This is a genomic window from Nocardioides sp. NPDC057577 (assembly GCF_042801335.1).
Classification (GTDB): domain Bacteria; phylum Actinomycetota; class Actinomycetes; order Propionibacteriales; family Nocardioidaceae; genus Nocardioides.
The window spans coordinates 1-20,270 of record NZ_JBHVGB010000061.1 but is presented as its reverse complement, the minus strand read 5'-3'; the positions used below and the strand labels follow the sequence as shown (position 1 = coordinate 20,270).

21 protein-coding genes and 1 riboswitch are annotated in these 20,270 nt (G+C 70.1%); of the genes, 12 read left to right on the top strand and 9 right to left on the bottom strand.

The window, feature by feature from the left end:
• Nucleotides 1-56: 56 nt before the first annotated feature.
• Complete coding sequence (locus tag ACFU7D_RS14310) at nucleotides 57-1,172, bottom strand: Zn-dependent alcohol dehydrogenase (protein ID WP_378868022.1); 1,116 nt, start codon at nucleotides 1,170-1,172, stop codon at nucleotides 57-59.
• 153 nt (nucleotides 1,173-1,325) lie between these two features.
• Between ACFU7D_RS14310 and ACFU7D_RS14305 the strand changes: the two genes are divergently transcribed.
• The 8 genes from ACFU7D_RS14305 to thiC all read left to right on the top strand — a co-directional run bounded on the left by ACFU7D_RS14305 (nucleotide 1,326) and on the right by thiC (nucleotide 8,928).
• A complete protein-coding gene (locus ACFU7D_RS14305) occupies nucleotides 1,326-2,948 on the top strand; it encodes a sigma-54-dependent Fis family transcriptional regulator (protein ID WP_378868020.1) in 1,623 nt (540 codons plus the stop codon).
• Between the two features lie 60 nt (nucleotides 2,949-3,008).
• Nucleotides 3,009-3,118, top strand: a riboswitch (TPP riboswitch).
• On the top strand, nucleotides 3,112-3,717 hold the full coding sequence (gene thiE, locus ACFU7D_RS14300; protein WP_378868018.1) for a thiamine phosphate synthase: 606 nt from the start codon (nucleotides 3,112-3,114) through the stop codon (nucleotides 3,715-3,717). (Overlaps the previous riboswitch by 7 nt.)
• Nucleotides 3,717-4,814 (top strand): FAD-dependent oxidoreductase, encoded by a 1,098-nt coding sequence (locus ACFU7D_RS14295; RefSeq protein ID WP_378868016.1) that lies wholly within the window; start codon nucleotides 3,717-3,719, stop codon nucleotides 4,812-4,814. Before thiE ends, ACFU7D_RS14295 begins: the two co-directional genes overlap by 1 nt.
• The gene (thiS, locus tag ACFU7D_RS14290; protein WP_378731186.1) at nucleotides 4,811-5,011 is read left to right on the top strand and encodes a sulfur carrier protein ThiS; all 201 of its coding nucleotides are present in this window, start codon (nucleotides 4,811-4,813) and stop codon (nucleotides 5,009-5,011) included. Before ACFU7D_RS14295 ends, thiS begins: the two co-directional genes overlap by 4 nt.
• Complete coding sequence (locus ACFU7D_RS14285; RefSeq protein ID WP_378868014.1) at nucleotides 5,008-5,784, top strand: thiazole synthase; 777 nt, start codon at nucleotides 5,008-5,010, stop codon at nucleotides 5,782-5,784. Before thiS ends, ACFU7D_RS14285 begins: the two co-directional genes overlap by 4 nt.
• The gene (locus tag ACFU7D_RS14280) at nucleotides 5,781-6,416 is read left to right on the top strand and encodes a thiamine phosphate synthase (protein ID WP_378868012.1); all 636 of its coding nucleotides are present in this window, start codon (nucleotides 5,781-5,783) and stop codon (nucleotides 6,414-6,416) included. The genes ACFU7D_RS14285 and ACFU7D_RS14280 overlap by 4 nt, the downstream gene beginning before the upstream one ends.
• Complete coding sequence (gene thiD, locus ACFU7D_RS14275) at nucleotides 6,413-7,243, top strand: bifunctional hydroxymethylpyrimidine kinase/phosphomethylpyrimidine kinase (RefSeq protein ID WP_378868010.1); 831 nt, start codon at nucleotides 6,413-6,415, stop codon at nucleotides 7,241-7,243. Before ACFU7D_RS14280 ends, thiD begins: the two co-directional genes overlap by 4 nt.
• On the top strand, nucleotides 7,240-8,928 hold the full coding sequence (gene thiC, locus ACFU7D_RS14270; RefSeq protein WP_378868008.1) for a phosphomethylpyrimidine synthase ThiC: 1,689 nt from the start codon (nucleotides 7,240-7,242) through the stop codon (nucleotides 8,926-8,928). Before thiD ends, thiC begins: the two co-directional genes overlap by 4 nt.
• Nucleotides 8,929-8,932: 4 nt before the next feature.
• Here the strand turns inward: thiC and ACFU7D_RS14265 are convergent, their stop codons facing one another.
• The gene (locus ACFU7D_RS14265) at nucleotides 8,933-9,832 is read right to left on the bottom strand and encodes an NAD(P)-dependent oxidoreductase (protein WP_378868006.1); all 900 of its coding nucleotides are present in this window, start codon (nucleotides 9,830-9,832) and stop codon (nucleotides 8,933-8,935) included.
• A gap of 137 nt (nucleotides 9,833-9,969) precedes the next feature.
• On the opposite strand from ACFU7D_RS14265, the gene ACFU7D_RS14260 reads away from it, so the two are divergent.
• From ACFU7D_RS14260 to ACFU7D_RS14245, 4 genes are all read left to right on the top strand, one after another.
• Entirely contained in the window at nucleotides 9,970-10,650 is a 681-nt protein-coding gene (locus tag ACFU7D_RS14260) for a DUF1707 domain-containing protein (RefSeq protein WP_378868004.1), read from the top strand.
• A gap of 68 nt (nucleotides 10,651-10,718) precedes the next feature.
• Entirely contained in the window at nucleotides 10,719-11,399 is a 681-nt protein-coding gene (locus ACFU7D_RS14255; protein ID WP_378868003.1) for a DUF1707 domain-containing protein, read from the top strand.
• Between the two features lie 128 nt (nucleotides 11,400-11,527).
• A complete protein-coding gene (locus tag ACFU7D_RS14250) occupies nucleotides 11,528-13,252 on the top strand; it encodes a sulfatase-like hydrolase/transferase (RefSeq protein ID WP_378868001.1) in 1,725 nt (574 codons plus the stop codon).
• A gap of 102 nt (nucleotides 13,253-13,354) precedes the next feature.
• Entirely contained in the window at nucleotides 13,355-14,425 is a 1,071-nt protein-coding gene (locus ACFU7D_RS14245) for an ABC transporter ATP-binding protein (RefSeq protein ID WP_378731206.1), read from the top strand.
• Nucleotides 14,426-14,441: 16 nt separating this feature from the next.
• Here ACFU7D_RS14245 and ACFU7D_RS14240 read toward each other — a convergent pair whose 3' ends face one another.
• The 7 genes from ACFU7D_RS14240 to ACFU7D_RS14210 are packed head-to-tail and all read right to left on the bottom strand — an operon-like array spanning nucleotide 14,442 to nucleotide 20,137.
• Entirely contained in the window at nucleotides 14,442-15,419 is a 978-nt protein-coding gene (locus ACFU7D_RS14240; RefSeq protein ID WP_378867999.1) for a cytochrome c oxidase assembly protein, read from the bottom strand.
• A 48-nt stretch (nucleotides 15,420-15,467) separates the two neighbouring features.
• Nucleotides 15,468-16,133, bottom strand: coding sequence for a TetR/AcrR family transcriptional regulator (locus ACFU7D_RS14235; RefSeq protein ID WP_378867997.1), 666 nt, complete (start codon nucleotides 16,131-16,133; stop codon nucleotides 15,468-15,470).
• A 3-nt stretch (nucleotides 16,134-16,136) separates the two neighbouring features.
• Nucleotides 16,137-17,060, bottom strand: a complete 924-nt coding sequence (locus tag ACFU7D_RS14230; protein WP_378731214.1) for an alpha/beta fold hydrolase — start codon at nucleotides 17,058-17,060, stop codon at nucleotides 16,137-16,139.
• 20 nt (nucleotides 17,061-17,080) lie between these two features.
• Nucleotides 17,081-17,584 carry a hypothetical protein gene (locus tag ACFU7D_RS14225; protein WP_378867995.1) on the bottom strand — a complete coding sequence of 168 codons (504 nt, stop codon included), beginning with the start codon at nucleotides 17,582-17,584 and terminating at the stop codon, nucleotides 17,081-17,083.
• Nucleotides 17,581-19,371, bottom strand: a complete 1,791-nt coding sequence (locus ACFU7D_RS14220; RefSeq protein ID WP_378867993.1) for an alpha/beta hydrolase — start codon at nucleotides 19,369-19,371, stop codon at nucleotides 17,581-17,583. Before ACFU7D_RS14220 ends, ACFU7D_RS14225 begins: the two co-directional genes overlap by 4 nt.
• Nucleotides 19,368-19,673 (bottom strand): hypothetical protein, encoded by a 306-nt coding sequence (locus tag ACFU7D_RS14215; RefSeq protein WP_378731220.1) that lies wholly within the window; start codon nucleotides 19,671-19,673, stop codon nucleotides 19,368-19,370. Before ACFU7D_RS14215 ends, ACFU7D_RS14220 begins: the two co-directional genes overlap by 4 nt.
• Nucleotides 19,670-20,137: a hypothetical protein gene (locus ACFU7D_RS14210; protein WP_378867991.1), complete on the bottom strand. Its 468-nt coding sequence runs from the start codon at nucleotides 20,135-20,137 to the stop codon at nucleotides 19,670-19,672. The genes ACFU7D_RS14215 and ACFU7D_RS14210 overlap by 4 nt, the downstream gene beginning before the upstream one ends.
• Nucleotides 20,138-20,270 lie beyond the last annotated feature (133 nt).

Below are 20,270 nucleotides of genomic sequence, written 5' to 3'. Positions count from 1 at the left end.
CCATGGCCCCGGTCCCGGCTTCGGCTCCGGAGCCGAGACCGAGGGCCACGGCATCCTCAGGAGTGGTCGTGGACGACCACGCCGCGGATGTTGGCGCCGTTGAGCAGGTCGTCGTACCCCTCGTTGACCTGCTCGAGCGTGTAGGTGCGGGTGATCAGCTCGTCGAGCTTGATGTCGCCCTTCTGGTAGAGCCCGAGGATCCGCGGGATGTCGTACGTCGGGTTGCAGTCGCCGAACAGGCTGCCCTTGATCGTCTTGCGGAACAGGGTGGTCACCGCGCCGGAGAGCTGGATGGTCGGCTCGGTGAGCTTGTTGAGGCCCGTCAGGACCAGGATCCCGCCCTTGCCGATCACGTCGAAGCCGTCGGTGACGTTCTCGGTGGTGACCAGACCCTGGGTGAGGATGGCGGAGTCGGCGAGCTGGCCGCGGGTCAGGTTGGTGACCTCGGCCAGCGCGGAGGCCGCGTCGGCGAAGGCGTGGGTGGCGCCGAGCTGGAGCGCGGCCTCACGTTTGTTCTCCAGCGGGTCGACGGCGACGACGTACTTCGCGCCGGCGAGCTTCGCGCCCTGGACGGCGTTGATGCCGATGCCGCCGATGCCGTAGACCACGACGGTGTCGCCGGCCTTGACCGCCGCAGTGTTCACCGCGGACCCGAAGCCGGTGGGCACGCCGCAGCCGACCAGCACGGCCGACTCGAGCGAGAGGTCGTCGTCGACCTTGACCACCGAGTTCTGGTGGATCACGCCGTACTGGCTGAAGGTGCCGAGCATGCACATCGCGCCGTACTGGCCGGCGGGCCCGGAGATCGGGAACCGCTCACCGGGCAGGTAGCCCTCGAGGATGGTCGCGCCCATGTCGCAGATCGACTGCTGGCCGTTGGAGCAGTAGCGGCAGGTGCCGCAGTTGGGGATGAAGGAGCAGACGACCCGGTCACCGGCCTTGACCCGGGTGACGCCGGGCCCGACCTCCTCGATGACGCCGGCGCCCTCGTGGCCGAGGACCATCGGCAGCCGGGCCTCGAGGTCGCCGTGGGCGATGTGCACGTCGGAGTGGCACAGCCCCGCATGCGTGTAGCGGATCAGCACCTCGCCCGACTGGGGCTTGTCGAGGTCGAGCTCCTCGATCACGATCGGTTTGCCGGGTTCGTAGACGACGGCGGCCTTGGTCTTCATGCTGACTCCTTGGTGTTCCGGGATGGGGAGCGGGGGTCCCTGTCACGGTCGCAGCGCAGCGGGTCGGCGGGTGTTCAGAACCTGAACAGTTCTCTTTCGACCGGCACCCCACCGGGCTAATGTGACGAGTGCCACATTCGATGGGGGGATGTTGTGCCGCCTACGACGTCATCCGAGCCGGAGCGGATCGCCGCGTCCTGGCATCGCTCGCGCCTCGCCGGGGTCGACCCGGTGCGGGCCCATGGTTCGCTCGCGCCGGTCGCCATCGACCCGCACGGTTCCCTGTACGAGGCGGCCGGCCCTGTCCTGAAGGAGCTGGCCGCGAACCTCGTCAGCACGACGTACGCCACGCTGCTGGTCGACCGGGACTGCCGGATCGTGCATCGCTGGTGCGGCCGGGCGAAGGTGGCGAGGGCGTTCGACGGCCTCGGGGTCGATCTGGGCGCCAGCCTGCTCGAGGAGCGGCTGGGCACCAACGCGCCGGGCACGGCGCTCGAGACCAGGCTCCCGGTGCAGGTGCACGGTGCGGAGCACTTCGCCGAGATGCTGCGCGAGTTCAGCTGCTTCGCGATGCCGATCCGGCATCCGGTGACGCACCGGATCGAGGGTGTCCTCGACATCACCTCGCAGGCCAGCGACGCCAACCCGCTGTTGCGCCCGGTGGTGCAGCGTGCGGTGACCGACATCCAGCGGCGCCTCCAGGACGGTAGCCGCACCACCGACAAGCAGCTGCTGCTGGCCTTTCACGAGGCCGTGGTGGCGTGCCGCGGCGCGCTGGTCGCGGTCGGCGAGAACCTGACCGTGTCCAACCAGACGGCTCAGGACACCCTGACCGGCGCGGACATCGCCGTGCTGCGGATCCTGCTCCAGGACGTACATCTTCCGGGGGCGACGGTCATGGACATGAGCCTGGAGTCGGGGGAGTCGGTGCATGTGCACGCCGAGGTGCTCGACACCCGCCGTCTGGCCGCGCTCGTACGCATCGAGCCCCGCGAGCCCCGGCGCGGGGTCTCGGTCCGCGCGCTGTCCGAGGCCGCCCGAGAGCCGGGGACGATCCTGGTGGCCGGGCCACCGGGGTCGGGGCGTACGTCCCTGGCCAGGGAGCTCGCGCCGTCCTCACCGATCACGCTGCTGACCGGCGCCACGACGGTCCTGGAGGGCGACGGCAACTGGGCCAAGCAGTTCCGGCGCCGGATGGCCGCCGGGGTGGGCACCGTCATCATCGACGGTCTCGAGCTGCTCTCCGACGCGCTGCTCGGCGTCGTCGCGGAGGCACTGGAACGCCCGGACCGGGCTCACGTGGTGATGGTCTCGGCGCCGTTGGCCGAGCTGTCCGAGCACACCGCGGCGGTGGCCGCGCTGGCCTCCCGCGTCGAGGAGAAGCTGCCGCTGGCCGCGCGGCGCGACGAGATCCCCGGGCTGGCCCGCGAGCTGCTCGCCAGGATCAACCCGGACGCCTTCCTGACTCCCGGCGTCGAGCGGATCCTGGTCGAGCACCGCTGGCCGGGCAACGTACGCGAGCTGCGGGCCGTGCTCGCCCATGCCGCCGCCCGGCGTCGGTTCGGTGCGATCGTCCCTGCCGACCTGCCGCCGAAGCTCGGCTGCGTGCCGGGGCCGCGGGCCGCCGTGCGGCCGCTCGACCAGGCCGAGCGCGACGTCATCCTGCACGAGCTGATCAAGCACGACGGCAACAAGGCCGCGGTCGCCCGCGAGCTCGGCATCTCCCGCACCACGCTGTACGCCAAGATGCGGGCTCTGCGGATCTCGACCTACTAGAGGTATCCCGCTGTGCGGGCCCCGGGGCTGCGAGCCTTCGGCGGTGCGCGCTATGGTCGGAGACGTCCACACGGGAGTCCGCGGCAGCGGGCTGAGAGGGAGCTGGAGCCGCTCCGACCGTTACACCTGATCCGGATCATGCCGGCGAAGGAAGTGATTGGTTGTGCTTCTTCCACGTATTTTCTGCCTGGTCTCATCGAGCGATGACCTCGCCCTGCTGCCCGCCTTCGCCGAGGCCGGCGTCGCCGGTTTCCAGGTCCGCGACAAGTCCGCGACCACTCGGGAGCTGCTTGCGCTGACGACGACCGTGATCGAGCGGGTCGCTGCCTACGATGCCTGTGTGGTCGTCGACGACCGGCTCGACGTGGCGCTCGCGGCCGGTGCGCACGGCGTCCACCTCGGTGCCTCCGACCTGCCGGTGGCCGAGGCCCGCCGGATCGCCGACACGGTCGCCCCGGGGCTGGTCATCGGCGCGACCTGCCGGGACCGGGCCGCGGTCCAGGCGGCTGCGGCCGCGGGCGCGGACTACGCCGGCTTCGGGCCCGTCTTCGCCACCACCTCCAAGGCCGGGCTCCCCGACCCGCTGGGCGTCGCCGCCGTCACAGATGCCGCCGGTGTGCTCCCGCTGATCGCGATCGGCGGGATCTCGACGACCTCGGCCGGGGACGTACGCGCCGCCGGCGCCCACGGGGTCGCCGTGATCGGCGGGCTCTGGCGACAACCCGACCCACGTCAAGCCGCGAAGGAGCTCGCGGAAGCCGTCGGCTGATGCGGGTGCGGATCCTCGGTGCTGGGATCGTCGGCCTGTCCGTGGCCGACGAGCTGATCCGTCGAGGCCACGACGTCACGGTGGTCGATCCGGCGCCGGGCTCCGGCGCGTCCTACGCCGCGGCCGGCATGCTCAGCCCGGCCGGTGAGGCCTGGTACGGCGAGGAGTCGCTGACCCGGCTGTGCCTGGCGTCGCTGGCGCTCTGGCCCGGCTTCGCCGCCCGGCTCGGGGTGCCGGTGCACACCCGCGGGACGCTGCTGGCCGGCGTCGACGCCGGGGACGTCCAGCAGGTCGAGCGGCAGCTCGCGGTGCTCGATCTCGCCGGGGTCTCCCACGAGAGGTTGGGGCGGCGGGATCTGCTCGCACGTGAGCCCGGCCTCGGCCGGGTCGCCGGTGGGGCCTTCCTCGCCGAGGACCATTCCGTCGACCCACGTGCGGTCGTCTCGGCATTGCTCGATCGCGTCGGGGACCGTGTTGGTCTCGACACGGATTCGTTCGTTCCTCACGAATCCGGCTCGACCAGCGGTTCTGTCGGTCGAGCCGCCGGAGCCGCTAGGCGGAGGCGTGTCGAGACCAACACGGTCGCCGACGTGACCGTCATCGCGACCGGGGCGCGCCTGCCCGACCCGTACTCCTCCCTCATCCGGCCGGTACGCGGAGACGTGGTGCGCGTGCGGACGCAGGAGCCGGTGGAGCGGACGGTGCGGGCCTGGGCGCACGGCGAGCAGATCTACGTGGTGCCGCGGATCGACAGCGACGAGGTGGTCATCGGCGCCACCACCGAGGAGCGTGACGGTCCGCTGCTGCCGACCGTCGAGGGTGTGTGGCGGCTGCTCGACTCCGCCCGCCGGGTGGTGTCGGCGCTCGACCGCGCCGCCGTGGTGGAGGTGACCTCGCGGGACCGCCCGGGAACCGCCGACAACCTCCCGCTGGTCGGCCCGACCCACGAGCCGGGCGTCGTGCTCGCCGCGGGCGCCTACCGCAACGGGGTCCTGCTGGCGCCGCTCATCGCGCAACTGGTGGCCGATCACGTCGAGACAGGGTCAGTGGAACCCGCGGTCGATCCGCGTCGGTTCCGGATGAAGGAGGACGGATGAGGATCACCGTGAACAGCGAGCCGGTGGAGGTCAGCGGCACCGTCGCGGACCTGCTCGAGGCGAGGACCGGCGACCGGCGGCCGAGCGGGATCGCGGTCGCCGTCGACGAGGAGATCGTGCCGCGCGACGACTGGGCGCTCTGGCGGCTCCAGGACGGTCAGGTCGTCGAGATCGTGACGGCGGTGCAGGGCGGATGAGTGTCCCCGAGAACGGGTTCAGGATCGCCGGCCGCGAGCTGTCCTCGCGCCTCTTCCTCGGCACCGGCGGCCTGCCCAACCTGGCCCTGCTCCCGGACGTCATCGATACGGCCGAGCCCGGTCTGGTGACGGTCTCGATGCGGCGTACGTCCTCGACGGCCGCCGGCGGACTGCTCGAGACGTTGCGTGCGGCGAAGGTGCCGATCCTGCCCAACACCGCGGGCTGCCTCTCGGCACGCGAGGCGGTGCTGACCGCCGAGCTCGCCCGCGAGGCGCTGGAGACCGACTGGGTCAAGCTCGAGGTGATCGGCGACGAGACCTCGCTGATGCCCGACGCGGTCGAGCTCGTCGAGGCCGCCGAGCAGCTGGTGCGCAAGGGCTTCACCGTCCTTCCGTACGCCACCGACGACCCCGTCCTCGCCCGCCGGCTCGAGGACGCCGGCTGCGCGGCGGTGATGCCGCTCGGCTCGCCGATCGGGTCGGGGCTGGGGCTGCTGAACCCCTATGCGATCGAGGCGGTCGTGGCCGCGGTGTCCGTGCCGGTCGTGCTCGACGCCGGCGTCGGGACGGCCTCGGATGCGGCCCTGGCGATGGAGCTCGGCTGCTCCGCGGTCCTCGCCGCCACCGCGGTGACCCGCGCCGACGACCCGGTCGGGATGGCTCGTGCTCTGCGGCTGGCGGTCGAGGCAGGGGTGGCCGCCCGCAATGCCGGCCGGATCCCGCGCCAGGCGGTCGCCCGGGCCTCCTCGCCGATGGCGGGCCGGATCGGATGAACACGCTGCCGCGACTGCTCGTTCTCACCGACCGCTCCCAGCTCCGCCTCGGCCGCGGCCTGCTCCCGACCCTGGCCGAGTGCGCGGAGGCTGGCCTGACCCACGTCGTGCTCCGCGAGCTCGACGAGCCCGAGGAGCATCGAGCAAAGCTGGCCGAGGTGCTCGCCGGGCTCGGCCTGAACGTCATCGCCGCCCACACCCCTCTGCCTGCGGCGGCCGGGGTGCAGCTCCCGGCTTCCGCGAGCTGTAACACGTCGTTCGTAGGGCTACTCGCCCTATCGGAGCGACCGGATAGTCGGTGTAACAGCGTGTTACACCTCGGCCGCAGCTGCCACAGCGCCACCGAGGTCGCCACCGCCGCCGAGGAGGGGTTCGACTACGCGATGCTGAGTCCCTATGCGCTGACCGAGTCGAAGCCCGGCTACGGGCCGCCGCTGGGACCGGACGCGTTCGCCGGCCTGCCGCTCCCGACGTACGCGCTCGGCGGGATCACCCCGGACAACGCCGCCGCGGCGGTCGCGGCGGGAGCCCACGGGGTCGCGGTGATGGGCGCGGTGATGCGGGCCGACGAGCCAGGACAGGTCGTGCGTGACCTGCTGGCCGCCCTCGCCAGCGCGGAGGTGACCGGATGAACCCGCCGGTCGCGCTCACCATCGCGGGCACCGACTCCGGGGGAGCGGCGGGCACGGCGGCAGACCTGGCCACCTTCGCCGCGCTCGGGGTCCACGGGGCCTGCGTGATCACCGCCGTCACCGCCCAGGACACGACCGGCGTCAGCGACATCCACCCGGTGCCACACGCCTCCATCGAGGCTCAGCTGGACGCGGTGTTCGACGACCTACCCATCGCCGCGATCAAGACCGGGATGCTCGGCACCGCAGCCGCCGTGGAGGCGGTCGCACGGAGGGTTGTGAAGCTGAGCGTGGCCTATGGGTCACTCTCAGCTTCACAACCTCCGCTCGTCGTCGACCCTGTTCTCGTTGCCACCTCCGGGGCGGTCCTTGGTGGGGAGGGGGTGCGCCGCGCCTACCTCGACCATCTCCTCCCCGTCGCCACCGTCATCACCCCCAATCTCGACGAGGCCCGGGCACTGCTCGGCCACGATGGTTCGCCGGAAGAGATCGCGGTCGCCCTCGCTGGCGCTCGCGGCTCGACCAGCGGGTGCGCCGTGATCGTCACCGGAGGAGATCCGGCGGCCACCGGGGAGTGCACGGACTGGGTCGCCGAGCCCGGAAAGCCGGCGATCCCACTCGCCCACCCAGCCGTCCCCACGAGCAACGACCACGGCACCGGGTGCACCTACAGCTCGGCCCTGGCCGCCCACCTCGCCCACGGCGCCACCGTCCACGACGCGGCCGAGCAGGCCGCTGCGTACGTCACCCGACAGCTCCACACCAGCAGGACCTGGACTCTCGGAAGAGGCCGGGGACCGATCGCCCACACCCAGGAGAAGAAATGACCGTTTACCCCGCCCACACCCGCCTCGAGCTCGGCGACCTGAAGGTCCCGGTGACCCGGGTCGCGCTCACCAACGGCGAGACCTTCGACCGCTACTGCACCGAGGGCCCCGGATCCGAGCCGGAGCAGGGACTCCCGCCGCGCCGCGACGAGTGGATCGAGGAGCGCCAGGACACCGAGACCTACGCCGGCCGCCGGACCGAACTGGTGGACAACGGCAAGGCAGCCGTACGCCGCGGCGAGGCCCGCCAGGAGTGGCAGGGCGAGCGCCGTGCCCCGCGCCGAGGCGAGAACATCACCCAGATGCACTACGCACGCCAGGGCATCATCACCAAGGAGATGGCCTACGTCGCCGTGCGCGAGAGCTGCGACCCCGAGCTGGTCCGCGAGGAGGTGGCGGCGGGGCGGGCGATCATCCCGAACAACGTCAACCACCCCGAGTCCGAGCCCATGATCATCGGACGCAGGTTCCTGGTGAAGATCAATGCCAACATCGGCAACTCCGCGGTCACCAGCAGCATCGCGGAGGAGGTCGACAAGCTCACCCACGCGATCACCTGGGGCGCCGACACGGTGATGGACCTGAGCACCGGCGACGACATCCACACCACCCGCGAGTGGATCCTGCGCAACAGCCCCGTCCCGATCGGCACCGTCCCGATCTACCAGGCCCTGGAGAAGGTCAACGGTGAGGCCGACAAGCTGACCTGGGAGGTGTTCCGCGACACCGTCATCGAGCAGGCCGAGCAGGGCGTCGACTACATGACGATCCATGCGGGAGTCCTGCTGCGCTATGTCCCGCTCACCGCCAACCGCGTCACCGGCATCGTCTCCCGCGGTGGCTCGATCATGGCCGGCTGGTGCCTCGCGCACCACCAGGAGAGCTTCCTCTACACCCACTTCGACGAGCTCTGCGAGATCTTCAAGCAGTACGACGTCGCCTTCTCCCTCGGCGACGGCCTCCGCCCGGGCTCCACCGCCGACGCCAACGACGAGGCTCAGCTCTCCGAGCTCAGGACGCTGGCCGAGCTGACAGAACGAGCATGGCGACACGACGTACAGGTCATGGTCGAGGGCCCCGGCCACGTCCCGCTCAACCTGGTGAAGGAGAACGTGGACCTCCAGCAGGAGTGGTGCCACGGTGCGCCGTTCTACACGCTGGGCCCGCTCGCGACCGACATCGCGCCCGGCTACGACCACATCACCAGCGCCATCGGTGCGGCCACGATCGCGATGCACGGCACCGCGATGCTCTGCTACGTCACGCCCAAGGAGCACCTCGGCCTTCCGGACAGGGACGACGTGAAGACCGGCGTGATCACCTACAAGCTGGCCGCGCACGCCGCGGACATCGCCAAGGGCCACCCCGGCGCCCGCGACCACGACGACGCGCTCTCCAGGGCCCGCTTCGAGTTCCGCTGGCGTGACCAGTTCGCCCTCTCGCTGGACCCGGTCACCGCGGAGAGCTTCCACGACGAGACCCTGCCCGCCGAGAACGCCAAGACCGCTCACTTCTGCTCCATGTGCGGCCCGAAGTTCTGCTCGATGAAGATCAGCCAGGACGTACGCGACCGCTTCGGCGGCGAGAACGGTGCGTCGCCCGAGGAGATCGAGGCGGGCATGCTGGAGAAGTCGAAGGAGTTCGCGGCATCGGGGAGCCGCGTCTACCTCCCGCTCGCCGACTGAGCGGCTAGGTGGCCGGTCGCAGGCCCTCGTAGATCCTCGCGAGTCCCTCCGAGCCGTGCCCCGCGGCCATCTGTGCGCTGATCAGTGCCTGGACGGTAGCGATGGGGGAGGGGTCGACCCCCTCCTCCTCGCTGGCGCGCACGATGTGGGCGAGGTCGGAGAACTCCAGGCTCTGCTGGCCCGCGACGGTGTAGTCGCCGCCGTCGATGACCTTCGCGTAGCCGTCGAGCCCATCGATCATGGCAGTCAGGAAGGGCGCCTGCCGGGCGGCGAAGCCGGCCGCGCTCATCCCCATCGAGGCCACCATCGCGGCACCGTGGAAGAAGCCCGTGAACATCTGGTACATCCCCGACAGCATGGCCAGGTCCACCACCGACGCCAGCCCTGCGTCCTCGCCGTGGAACTCGCTGGTGGCCCAGACCTCGAGCGTCGGCAGGAGGGCGTCGTACGCGGCTCGCGAGCCGCTGTAGAGGATCTGACCCGCGCGGGACCCGATCATGGCGGGCACGGCCATGATGGCGCCGTCGAGGTAGTCGACGCCGTGATCGGCCGCCCAGGAGGCGAGCGCACGGGACTCGTTCGGCGTCGTGGTCGTGACGTTGACCAGGGTGCGGCCGCGCAGCTCGCCGGCGGCCAGGGCGAGGGTCTGCTCGACGGAGGAGCGATCGAGCAGGCAGGCGATGACCACGGGGCTCGCCAGCACCGCCTCGGCTACCGAGTCGGTGGCCGAGGCGCCGCGACCTACCAGCTCCGAGGCACGGCCGGGGGTGCGGTTCCAGACGGTCACGGAGCGGCCGGCGTCGAGCAGTGCGGCCGCCAGCGCGCTGCCCATCGCGCCGAGGCCGAGCATGGTGATGTCGGTCGCGTGGGTGGAGTTTCGATTCGATTCGGACACGTCGTCCATGCTGGCGGACCTCGCCGGGCTGCGGGAGTACGCACTATTTACTGGGGTACGCACCCCTTCGGTAAGGGGCTTCGGAGTAAAGAATCAGGGTTGAACCCGAGAGACGGATGCGGCGTGCGCCGATAGCATCAACGCTCATGGGACTCCCCGAACCGCACCCCGGCCAGCCGCGCCGCGCCGACCTCCGCGTCAGCGACGCCGACCGCCACGCGGTGGCCGATATCCTGCGCGAGGCCGCGGGCGAGGGCCGGCTGGACATCGACGAGCTCGAGGAGCGACTCGAGGAGACCTTCAAGGCCAAGACGTACGCCGACCTGGAGCCGATCACGCAGGACCTACCGGTCGCGGGGCGGGCGCCGGTGATGCCACCATCACAGGCCGCGGGGCCGGCCGCCGGCGCGGTTCCCGTCGTCTACGGCGAGGGCGACGCGAACGACAGTGCCAGCGCGTTCCTGAGCAACGTCGAGCGCAAGGGTGTGTGGGTGGTTCCCCAGCATTTCTCGGTCAACGCGGTGCTGGGCGACGCCAACATCGACCTGCGCGAGGCGCACTACTCCGCCCGTGAGGTGGTCATCAGTGCCACCTCGGTCCTGGGCAGCGTCAAGGTCACCGTGCCACCCCACGTGCACGTGATCGTGGAGGGCAACGGTGTCCTCGGCGAGTTCAAGGAGCCGTCGGAGAAGGTGCCCGAGGCGCTCACCGCGGACTCGCCGGTCGTGCGGGTGCGCGGGATCGCGGTGCTCGGCGACGTGACCGTCAAGCGCCGGGGTCCGCGCGGCCCGAAGCGCACGCTGAGGCAACATCTCGGCCTGGAGTAGGCGCCCGGGCGAGTGCCATCGGGGGATTGTCGAGGCACGCCTGCGAGACCCCCACTACCATTCGCCCCATGGGAACGACCCCCGAGCCATTCCGCGGCCAGAATCCTGATCCGAACCTCCGGATCAGCGATGCCGACCGCCACAAGGTGGCCGACATCCTGCGCGAGGCGGCGGGCGAGGGACGCCTGGAGATCGAGGAGCTCGACGACCGCCTCGAGGCGACCTTCAAGGCCAAGACGTACGCCGACCTGATCCCGATCACCGTCGACCTGCCGGCGGCGGGGACACCGATGCCGTCGGCGTCGATGAGCAAGCCGGCCACGTCGAGCACGCCGGCGGTCTACGCCGACAACCCGATCGAGAGCCAGCTCTACGTCGCGATCATGAGCGGCGTCGACCGGCGCGGGGTCTGGACGGTGCCGGCGACCGGCAACGTGATCGCCCTGATGGGCGGTGCCGAGCTCGACATGCGCCAAGCGCAGTTCTCCGCGCACGAGACCGTGATCTACGCCAACGCGATCATGGGCGGGGTCAACATCACCGTCGGCCCCGAGGTCCAGGTCGTGATGCAGGGAGTCGGGATCATGGGCGGCTATGTCGGTCCGCGCGGGATCGAGCCGACCGGCGGTCCGGTGCTGCGGGTGAAGGGTCTGGCCCTGATGGGTGGCGTCACGGTCATCCGCAAGCCGCTGAAGGAAGCGAAGGGCTCCCGGCACCTGAAGATGCCGCCGCCGCACGAGCTGCACTGAGCAACACCTCGGGGCAGCGCCCCTCCGGGTCCGCTCTGCGGACCCATTTCGTCGTGCCTGGAAACGAGGCACTAACCTCTCTTGAACCAGATATAGTGCAGTTAAATAATAGACAAAGGAGTCTCGGGATGAATCCGAAGTGGAGCGCGCTGCTGGGCGCCGGACTCCTCGCGGTCGTGGCCCTGATCGCCGGGCTCCTGGTCGTCGGCCCGAAGACCGTCGCCGCCGGCTCTGCCGCCGCCGACCCGTCGGCCGCGCCGGTCGAGGAACCTGCGGCGGAGCTGGCCGCGACGACGGACGAGCGCCCCAACATGGTCCTGATCCTGATGGACGACTTCTCCTTGGAGCTGCTCCGCACGATGCCGGAGGCGACCAGGATGGCGGCCGAGGGCGCGACGTACCAGAACTCCTTCGTCATCGACTCGCTGTGCTGCCCCTCGCGCGCGGCGCTGCTGACCGGGCAGACCCCGCACCACACCAAGGTCCTCACCAACACCCAGAACGACCCCGAGCACCCGGTCGGCGGATGGTCGGCGTTCCAGCGCTACGGCAACGTCGAGAAGCAGTTCAGCATCGGGCTGCAGGAGGCCGGCTACACGACCGGGTTCGTCGGGAAGTACATCAACGCCTACGAGGCCACCATCGGCGCCGACGGCAAGCGGGTCCCGCCGCCCAAGGTGCCCGGCTGGGACTCCTGGAACGCGCTCCTCGGCGGCGCCTACGGCGGCTGGGGCTACCAGACCACCTACCTCGACAGTGCCGGCGAGGTGCAGCTGCACAACCACCCGCAGCCCGCACGGAACGCGTCCGTGCAGGAGAAGGACGCCGCGTACGCCACGAACGTCACCCGTGACTACGCACTGGATTTCATCAACGCGCACCGTGACGAGGAGGAGCCCTACTTCCTCGAGATCGCCGCCTACGGGCCGCACTCGCGCCTCGGTCACCACTACCCGGGGCTGGACACCTGGTTCCCGCCCGCGTTCGCCGACCAGGCGCCCGCCGGTGACCCCGCGGGCGGCAACTGCGGCCGGGTCGAGTGCGCCGACCTGAGGCTGAAGGACCTGGTCGGCTACGGCGACGACCGCTCGGACAACGCGCCGACCTACCTCGGCCGCGGGGGACGTACGTCGCCGGCGCCGGCCTGGCGCACCAACAAGGTCTCGCTGAGCGACGAGACGGCGCTGAGCCAGTACCGCGACCGCGCCCGGATGGTGCAGTCGATCGACCGGATGATCACCCAGGTGCGTGAGGCCGCCGGCGAGGACACGTACATCATGCTGACCTCCGACAACGGCTTCCACCTCGGTCAGCACCAGCTCAACGGCGGCAAGGGCGCGCCGTACGACTCCGACACGCGTGTCCCCATGGTCGTCGTCGGCCCCGACGTGGTGCCCGGCAAGCGCGGCCAGTTCGTCAACAACATCGACCTCGCGCCGACATTCCTGGACATCGCCGGCGCCCCGACCCCGTCCTACGTCTCCGGCAGCTCGTTCGCCGACACCCTGAGCCGGCCGCGGCTGCCCGGTGGGCGCTACGCGTTCTTCGAGCACACCTACGCCAAGTCGCACCCCGGCGAGGTCGACCTCGACAGCGGCTCGGGCGGGACGATCGACATCATCCCGTCCTACATCGCGGTGCGCGGCTCGCAGGGGCTGCTGGTCCGGTTCGACCTGGACAAGTCCTGGAAGGGCACCGACTACGCCTACGAGCTCTACCGCTACGACCGGCCGTGGGAGGACCGCAACGTCTTCGCCGAGGATCACGCGAAGCCGTACGCCCGTGACCTGATGCGCCGGCTCAACGCCTACGAGGGTTGCACACCAGCTGTGTGCCGGGCTTTGACCCGCTGATAACCAATCTGGGCTATGGTGTCTCCGCCGAGGAATGTGTCCTCGGTCACTTCACAACGGATCGTCCGGCACGTACCTGCCGGTGAAGGAGACAAAGGAATCATGGCAACAGTCTCATTTGAGAAGGCGCAGCGTTGGTACGCAGGCGCCAACGAGCCCGCGGTCAAGGGCATCGACCTCGAGATCAAGGACGGCGAGTTCATGGTGCTCGTCGGCCCGTCCGGATGCGGTAAGACCACCACCCTGCGCATGCTCGCCGGGCTGGAGGAGGTCAACTCGGGTGCCATCAGGATCGGCGACCGCGAGGTCACCAACGTGGCGCCCAAGGACCGCGACATCGCGATGGTCTTCCAGAACTACGCGCTCTACCCGCACATGAGCGTCGCCGAGAACATGGCGTTCTCGCTGAAGATGGCCAAGGTCCCGAAGGCCGAGCGCGACAAGCTCGTCGCCGAGGCCGCCAAGACCCTGGGCCTGACCGACTACCTCGACCGCAAGCCGAAGGCGCTCTCCGGTGGTCAGCGCCAGCGCGTCGCCATGGGCCGCGCGATCGTCCGCCAGCCGCAGGTCTTCTGCATGGACGAGCCGCTCTCCAACCTCGACGCCAAGATGCGCGTGCAGACCCGCACCGACATCGCCAAGCTCCAGGCCGACCTCGGCATCACCACCGTCTACGTCACCCACGACCAGGTCGAGGCGATGACGATGGGCGACCGCGTCGCGGTGATGAGCAACGGCGAGCTGCAGCAGGTCGACACCCCGCTCAACCTCTACCGCAAGCCGGTCAACCTCTTCGTCGCCGGCTTCATCGGCTCGCCGCAGATGAACCTGATCAAGGCCACCTCGGCCGACGGCGGCGCCAAGATCGGGGAGTACGTCGTCCCCGTCGGTGCCTCCGACCTGCCGCGCGAGATCACCATCGGCGTGCGCCCGGAGAGCTTCCGGGTCATCGGCGAGGGCCAGGGCGGGCTGCCGGTCCAGGTCACCGTCGTCGAGGAGCTCGGCTCCGACTCCTACGTCTACGGGACCAGCGACGTCGAGGGTGTCCCGTCGACCCTGATCGTCCGGGTCTCCTCCAAGGACCACGTCAGCAAGGGCGACACGATCTACGTCACCACCGACCCCGAGGACGTCCACGTCTTCGACACCGAGTCGGGCCTGCGCGTCAACTGACGCTCAACCGACGCGCTCAGTGCTGCTGGTTCATCCGAGCCAGCATCGCGTTGTAGGCATCGAGGGCCTCGTCGCTGTCGGGATCCACGGATCCCGGCTCGGCGGGGCCCTCGGGCATTCCACGCGCGCTCTCCTGGGCGAGCCGGCTGCTGCGTACGCCATCGAGGAAGCGGCCGGTCATCTTGACCCGGCGCTTGGGTGAGGAGACGACGGCGATGACCAGCCCGATGGCGAGCAACATCATGCCGCCGTCGCCGCCGGCCCACATCAGGCCGCCGGCGGTCTGGATGTCGCGCACCGCGTCGGGCGCCCACTCGGGTCGCGCGGCGGAGTAGACCGGGTAGAGGTCGCGCTCGGTCTGCAGCATCACGATCCCCACGATCGTGTCGGGCACCATGCCGACCACGAGGAGCGCGATCCGGCCCAGATAGGGCAGGTCGGAGCGCACCTTCTCCTCGCCGATCGCGCCCGTGAGGAAGAGGAAGCCGGCGACGACGTAGAGCACCTGCTCGCCGACCATCAGCGGCGTGCTCTGCGCCATCGCGTCCATGAAGCCGGACAGGTGGGTGCCGATGATGACCACCGAGTAGAGCAGGGTGCCGGTGATCGGGTGGATCAGGATGGTGACCGGGAGCGAGCGCATCGCCCGCTCGGCACGCGGGCCGGTCTCGGCGATGACGGTGAGCGGGTGCCCGAGCACCAGGAGCGTCGGCACGACCATGATCAGCGTCAGGTGGAGCACCATGTGCATCCAGGCCAGCGCCATCGCGTAGCCGTTGATGGCCGAGGCGACCACGACGTACATCAGGCCGAGCCCGGTCAGGAACGACGCCACCCGCCAGCCCTGGACCGTCGAGGCCGGACCGGCGGCGTTGCGGAGCGTGAGATAGCCCGCGGCGAGGATGACCACGGCGAGGAGCCAGCCGGGCTGGAGACTCCAGGTGGTGAAGAACTCGGACCAACCGAGCGCGGGCAGGGAGCCGTGGTCGTGCATGGTGCTCACGGTATCCCCGGGGCGGGAGCGAGGGCGATTCTGCGGGGCCTATCCCGGGCGGCCGGTGGGTGCGATCAGCGGCACCAGGAACAGCCGGGCGAGCGAGCGCAGCTGCGCCTCGTCGTCGATGTCGACGACCTCGCTCGGGGTGACCAGGAACGAGGTCGAGGTGCGGACCATCAGCTCGGCGACGAGGTCGACCTCGACCTCGGCGGGTACGTTGCCGGCTCGCTGCTCGCGGCGCAGCTGGCCGGCGACGAAGTGCGCGATCGTGGCCACGGTGCGGCCGCCGTCGCCGACGATCGAGTGCACCAGCGAGTCGGTCTCGACGGTGAGCAGGCCGCCGATCAGCGGGTTGCCGCGGATCGCCCGCATCGCGCTGGCGAAGCCGATCTCGACGCGCTCGGCGGCGTCGGCGGCATCGGCGATGTCGAGCACGAACTGGTCGAAGTAGCGCCGGAACTCGCGGCGTACGACCTGCTCGACCAGCGCGTCCTTGTTGGCGAAGCGGCGGTAGACGGTGATCCGGGCGACCCCGGCGCGCTTCGCGACCTCCTCCATGGTGGTCCGCCTGATCCCGATCCGACGGAACTGCTCGGCGGCGGCGTCGAGGAGCTTCGCCGTCACCGCCTCGTCCTCGATCGGCTCGGCGACGTCCGCGAGCGCCCTCGCGAGCAGCGAGCCCGACTCGCCCTCGGGGACCGTGGCGCGCATCCGCTACGCGGTGAGGGTGCGGTCGGCGGCTCGGTCGGCCGTGCGGCGCACGACCTTGATGAAGGCGGGCCACAGTGCTCGGGGCAGGTCGTGGCCCATGCCCTTGAACAGGGTGATCTCGGCGCCGGGGACGGCCGCGGCGGTCGCCCGGCCGCCGGAGACGTGGACCATCTTGTCGGTCAGGCCGTGGATGACGCTGAACGGAACCTTGATGTTCCCGAGGTCAGCGGTGCGGTCGGGCTGGGTCAGCACGGCGAGCATCTGCCGTGCGACGGCAGGGCCGCTGACGCCGCGGTTCCAGGTGTCGATCGCCCGCCGGCGTACCTCGTCCTCGGGCTCCGGGAAGCCGGGGGAGCCGATCTGGAGGCCGCCCTTGATCTGGCGCTCGATGTAGCCCTCCAGGCCGGGCTTCTTGATGACCAGCGCGGGCAGCAGGGTCGGGTGCTGGAAGCCGACGCCGCGACGCCCGGTGGTGGACATCATCGAGCAGACCGAGCGCACCCGGTCGGGGTGGCGGATGGCGAGGGTCTGGGCGATCATCCCGCCCATCGACACACCCCACACGTGCGCGGAGTCGATGCCGAGGTGGGTCAGCAGCGCGGCCGCGTCGTCGGCGAGGTCGTCCATGGCGTACGGCGATGGGGTCGGCAGGCCCACGAACGCCCGGGCCAGCCTCGCGAGCGTGATCCGGTCGTCGGACGGGTGTGGCGAGGAGTGGCCGATGTCGCGGTTGTCGTAGCGGACCACGTAGAACCCGGCTTCGGCCAGCTGCTCGCACAGCTCGGTGTTCCACCAGGTCATCGGGCCGCCGAGACCCATGATCAACAGCAGCGGATCAGCGCTGGGACTGCCGAACGTGTCGTAGGCCAGCTCGACTCCTCCGGGGAGGAAGGCGGTGGACTCGGTCGGCTCGGCGGCGGTGGTCATACACAGACTTTACCGGGTCGTCATTGCAGGTCGACCGGTTCGCCGACGACGAAGCCGTCCCAGTCGCTCATGTCTTCCTGGTCGATCTCGATCGGGGGCCCCTCGACGACGAGGCCGACCGCCCCGGGGGCCTTCGGATAGGTCTGGAAGTGGGCGGTCAGGTCACCGTGCGAAAGCCGCAGCGAGTTTCCGCTGAACGTCGGGCTGAACTCCTCGAGCTCGTCGCGCAGCGCGTCGAGCGGGTCCTGTTGCTCCGTGGCGAAGTCGGCCTGGACGTTGTACTTGTACGACTCGTACTTGTCCGAGAACCCCTTCTGGTCGACGCCGTCGTACGCCTCCGTGGCGTCCTTGGGCGAGGTGGCAAGTGTCGTCGAGGCAACGGCCGACAGCTCGCGCGCCCACGTGAGTACGTCCTCTCGCTGCTGTTCGAGCTCGGCGTAGGTCTTGTCGCTCACTCCACCACATCCTCCGGCAAGCAGGATCGTCAGTGCCGCTGCCGTCGCGGCCAGGATCCGGGCGGTCATCGGCCGTCCGTGTCGGGGCTGGTCGGGGTGCGGTCGCTCTCGGGGTCGACCGGACCGCGATACCACGGGTCGTGCACTTGCCCGGCGCGTACGACCTCGTCGTACTGGCCGTTGACGATGTGGGCCATGTTGGCGAGTGACTCCGTGTCGTGGTCGTAGTACTTGACGTGGTCGTCGATGTTGGGGATCGACCCTCTGCTGGTGCTCTCGGCCTGGAAGCGTACGGCACCGAAGTCGTCCTCGGCCGGGTTGTGGCCGAGGCCGGCGCCGGCCATCTGGGCGACGACGCCGCCGAGGGGGCCGGTGAGCACACCCGCGCCGACGGCCGCGGGGCTGACCCATCCCGTCTGTCCCAACCGGCCGACGAGGTCCTCGCTGTTCGTACCGACGAAGACATGTCCCGACCCGACGCCGAGGTCGCCGGCGGAGTCGGCATCGTCGCCGGCGCCGGGACTGCCCAGCAGGACGACGTCGTCGGCACCGGGGTGGTGGTCGGTCATCGCGTGGGCAACGGTGGTCGACCCATAGCTGTGGCCGATGGCAGTGAGGTGGAACTCGTCGGACCGCATGGCGTTGAGGCCGTCGAGGGTGTCGGCGAGCCGCTCTCCGCCGGCCGTGGCCATGCCTTCGGTCGCCACACCGGCGGTGTCCGCTCCGCTGGGTGCGTCGTAGCCGATCCAGAACATGGTGGCGGTGCTGGTGCCGCCCTCGAAGGACGCTGCCTGATGGAGATTGATCACGTTCTCGGCATTCGACTGGGCCGACTCCATGTCGGTGGTCAGCCCCGGCACGCTGACCGATACGTTGCGCGCCGTGTCGAGGTCGCCGACCGCCATCGCGACCCGTCCGTCGCCGCCGAACGCCATCGGGTCATAGATGTAGACCTGGGCCTCGTAGTGCTCGTTCGTCATCGGGTCCTTGGATCTCTCGATCTTGTCACGCGCGACGTCTGCGGCCTTCGCGTTGTCGTAGCGGGTCTGCTCGTCCTCGGTGCGCTGGTCCTCGGGGATGGCGCCGAGCTCGGCGAGGTCGCGGTCGAGGGAGATCGTGTTCGCGTCGCTGCGGGCCGCCGCCGGGATGCCGTCGGTGTTCCCCACGATCTCGGGGTACGCGGCGGTCATGCCCGCTCGTTGCTCGTCGGTGAGGCCGTCCCACCACGCCTTGACCGCCTCGGGGTCCTTGCCCGTCGGCATCGAGTCCCTGGCGGCGTCCGCGGGGTCGGCGACCCCGCCGTACTTCTGGTCGACCTGCTGCTCGGTCATCGCATCGCGGAGCGCAGCCGCGACCTTCTCCTCGCTGGCCTCGAGGTCCTCGGCCCACTTGACCAGATCGGACTCGTACGTCTCGACCTGGCTGGTGCAGCGATCGCAGTCCGACTTGAGGGTCGCCAGCTCGGCGTCGTCGGTCGGCAGCGGGTTGGCTCGGGCGGTGAGCTCGTCGACCTGGCGGGCCAGGCGCTCTCGTTCGCCCTTGAGATCCTGATGACGTCGCTCGAGGTCGACCAGGTCGTCGCCATGACCGAGGACGGCGTTGGCCGCGGCGCGCAGCGCCAGCGAGCAGGCATCGGCGTGCTTGCCGATGGGGTTGAGTGCTTGCCCGTACGCGGCGGCCGCCCGGCCGTCCAGGAGGCCGGAGTCCTTGGCCTTTCCACCGACGAACGAGCCGTGGTCGTCGAAGATCGACGAGGAGGTACGCAGGGTCGATCCCATCTCCTGCACCTTCTGGCCGTCCGCGGTGAACTCGGGCGTCTCGCTCGGCCTCGGGGGCAGGGAGACGGTGATGGTCACCGGATCTCCTTGATGCTGCTCAGCACCAAGGATGCGTTGATATCGGTCTTCGCGTCGGTCTCGAGGATGCCGATCGCGGTGCTCCTCAGCCCGTCGGCCTGGGACTCGGCGGAGCGGGCGGACTTCGTCGCGATCGCCTGCCAGGCCTCGATGAACTGACCGACGAGACTCGACACGGTGGGCGTGAAACCACCTGCGCCGGCACCGCTGATCTGCTTCGCCGCAGCGGTGAGATGGAGATTCTCGGTATCCCATGCGGCAGCCGTGGACCGGACCTTGGCGGGTTCGACGTGCAGCGTCATGTCAGCGCCTCCGCCACGTCTGCCGCAGGACGGAGAACTCGGCCGGTCACGGTCACCACGAGTCCGTGATGGCTCTCGGACCAGGTGCCGACGATCTGGACCTCCGCCTGTGAAGCGGTCCATCGATGGAATGCCCTCACCGCGACCGTGGAGTGCCACCTCGCGTCTCGGAACGCCTGGTCGAGGCTGGCCAGGATCGCTCCGCCGTCCGCTGTCCGCGCCTCGAGCCGGCCCCAGCGGCGTACGTTCTCGCGGTTGTACGCCTCCCACCTGGGTCCGTCCGAGGTCGGCTCCGGCATGCGGGCGGCGATGGCCGCGACGGTGGCGTCCACTGCTTGTGATGACCGGCTCAGCTCATCAGCCGTCGCCTCGGAGGAGAGCCCGGGAGGATCGGTCGGCGGCAGGATGACGATGTCGACGTCCGGGCGACGTGCCCGCAGCGCAGCGAAGAATGGGTCCGTCACGTCGATGCCTCCCCGAATGACATACACCTGAGACGCTCATCAATGCTCGTGTCGCACCACAAGATAGCAACAAATTGGCGTCACGGGCGGTCGCTTCGGGGACAAGAGGACAACGAGAAGCGCGGCAAGGACC

Excerpts from the sequence above, each read along its gene's own strand:
- ACFU7D_RS14310 (WP_378868022.1), bottom strand. The coding sequence starts at position 1,172 with ATGAAGACCAAGGCCGCCGTCGTCTACGAACCCGGCAAACCGATCGTG.
- ACFU7D_RS14295 (WP_378868016.1), top strand. The coding sequence starts at position 3,717 with ATGCGGGTGCGGATCCTCGGTGCTGGGATCGTCGGCCTGTCCGTGGCC.
- thiS (WP_378731186.1), top strand. The coding sequence starts at position 4,811 with ATGAGGATCACCGTGAACAGCGAGCCGGTGGAGGTCAGCGGCACCGTC.
- ACFU7D_RS14285 (WP_378868014.1), top strand. The coding sequence starts at position 5,008 with ATGAGTGTCCCCGAGAACGGGTTCAGGATCGCCGGCCGCGAGCTGTCC.
- ACFU7D_RS14280 (WP_378868012.1), top strand. The coding sequence starts at position 5,781 with ATGAACACGCTGCCGCGACTGCTCGTTCTCACCGACCGCTCCCAGCTC.
- thiD (WP_378868010.1), top strand. The coding sequence starts at position 6,413 with ATGAACCCGCCGGTCGCGCTCACCATCGCGGGCACCGACTCCGGGGGA.
- thiC (WP_378868008.1), top strand. The coding sequence starts at position 7,240 with ATGACCGTTTACCCCGCCCACACCCGCCTCGAGCTCGGCGACCTGAAG.
- ACFU7D_RS14265 (WP_378868006.1), bottom strand. The coding sequence starts at position 9,832 with ATGGACGACGTGTCCGAATCGAATCGAAACTCCACCCACGCGACCGAC.
- ACFU7D_RS14260 (WP_378868004.1), top strand. The coding sequence starts at position 9,970 with ATGGGACTCCCCGAACCGCACCCCGGCCAGCCGCGCCGCGCCGACCTC.
- ACFU7D_RS14255 (WP_378868003.1), top strand. The coding sequence starts at position 10,719 with ATGGGAACGACCCCCGAGCCATTCCGCGGCCAGAATCCTGATCCGAAC.
- ACFU7D_RS14250 (WP_378868001.1), top strand. The coding sequence starts at position 11,528 with ATGAATCCGAAGTGGAGCGCGCTGCTGGGCGCCGGACTCCTCGCGGTC.
- ACFU7D_RS14245 (WP_378731206.1), top strand. The coding sequence starts at position 13,355 with ATGGCAACAGTCTCATTTGAGAAGGCGCAGCGTTGGTACGCAGGCGCC.
- ACFU7D_RS14240 (WP_378867999.1), bottom strand. The coding sequence starts at position 15,419 with ATGCACGACCACGGCTCCCTGCCCGCGCTCGGTTGGTCCGAGTTCTTC.
- ACFU7D_RS14235 (WP_378867997.1), bottom strand. The coding sequence starts at position 16,133 with ATGCGCGCCACGGTCCCCGAGGGCGAGTCGGGCTCGCTGCTCGCGAGG.
- ACFU7D_RS14230 (WP_378731214.1), bottom strand. The coding sequence starts at position 17,060 with ATGACCACCGCCGCCGAGCCGACCGAGTCCACCGCCTTCCTCCCCGGA.
- ACFU7D_RS14225 (WP_378867995.1), bottom strand. The coding sequence starts at position 17,584 with ATGACCGCCCGGATCCTGGCCGCGACGGCAGCGGCACTGACGATCCTG.
- ACFU7D_RS14215 (WP_378731220.1), bottom strand. The coding sequence starts at position 19,673 with ATGACGCTGCACGTCGAACCCGCCAAGGTCCGGTCCACGGCTGCCGCA.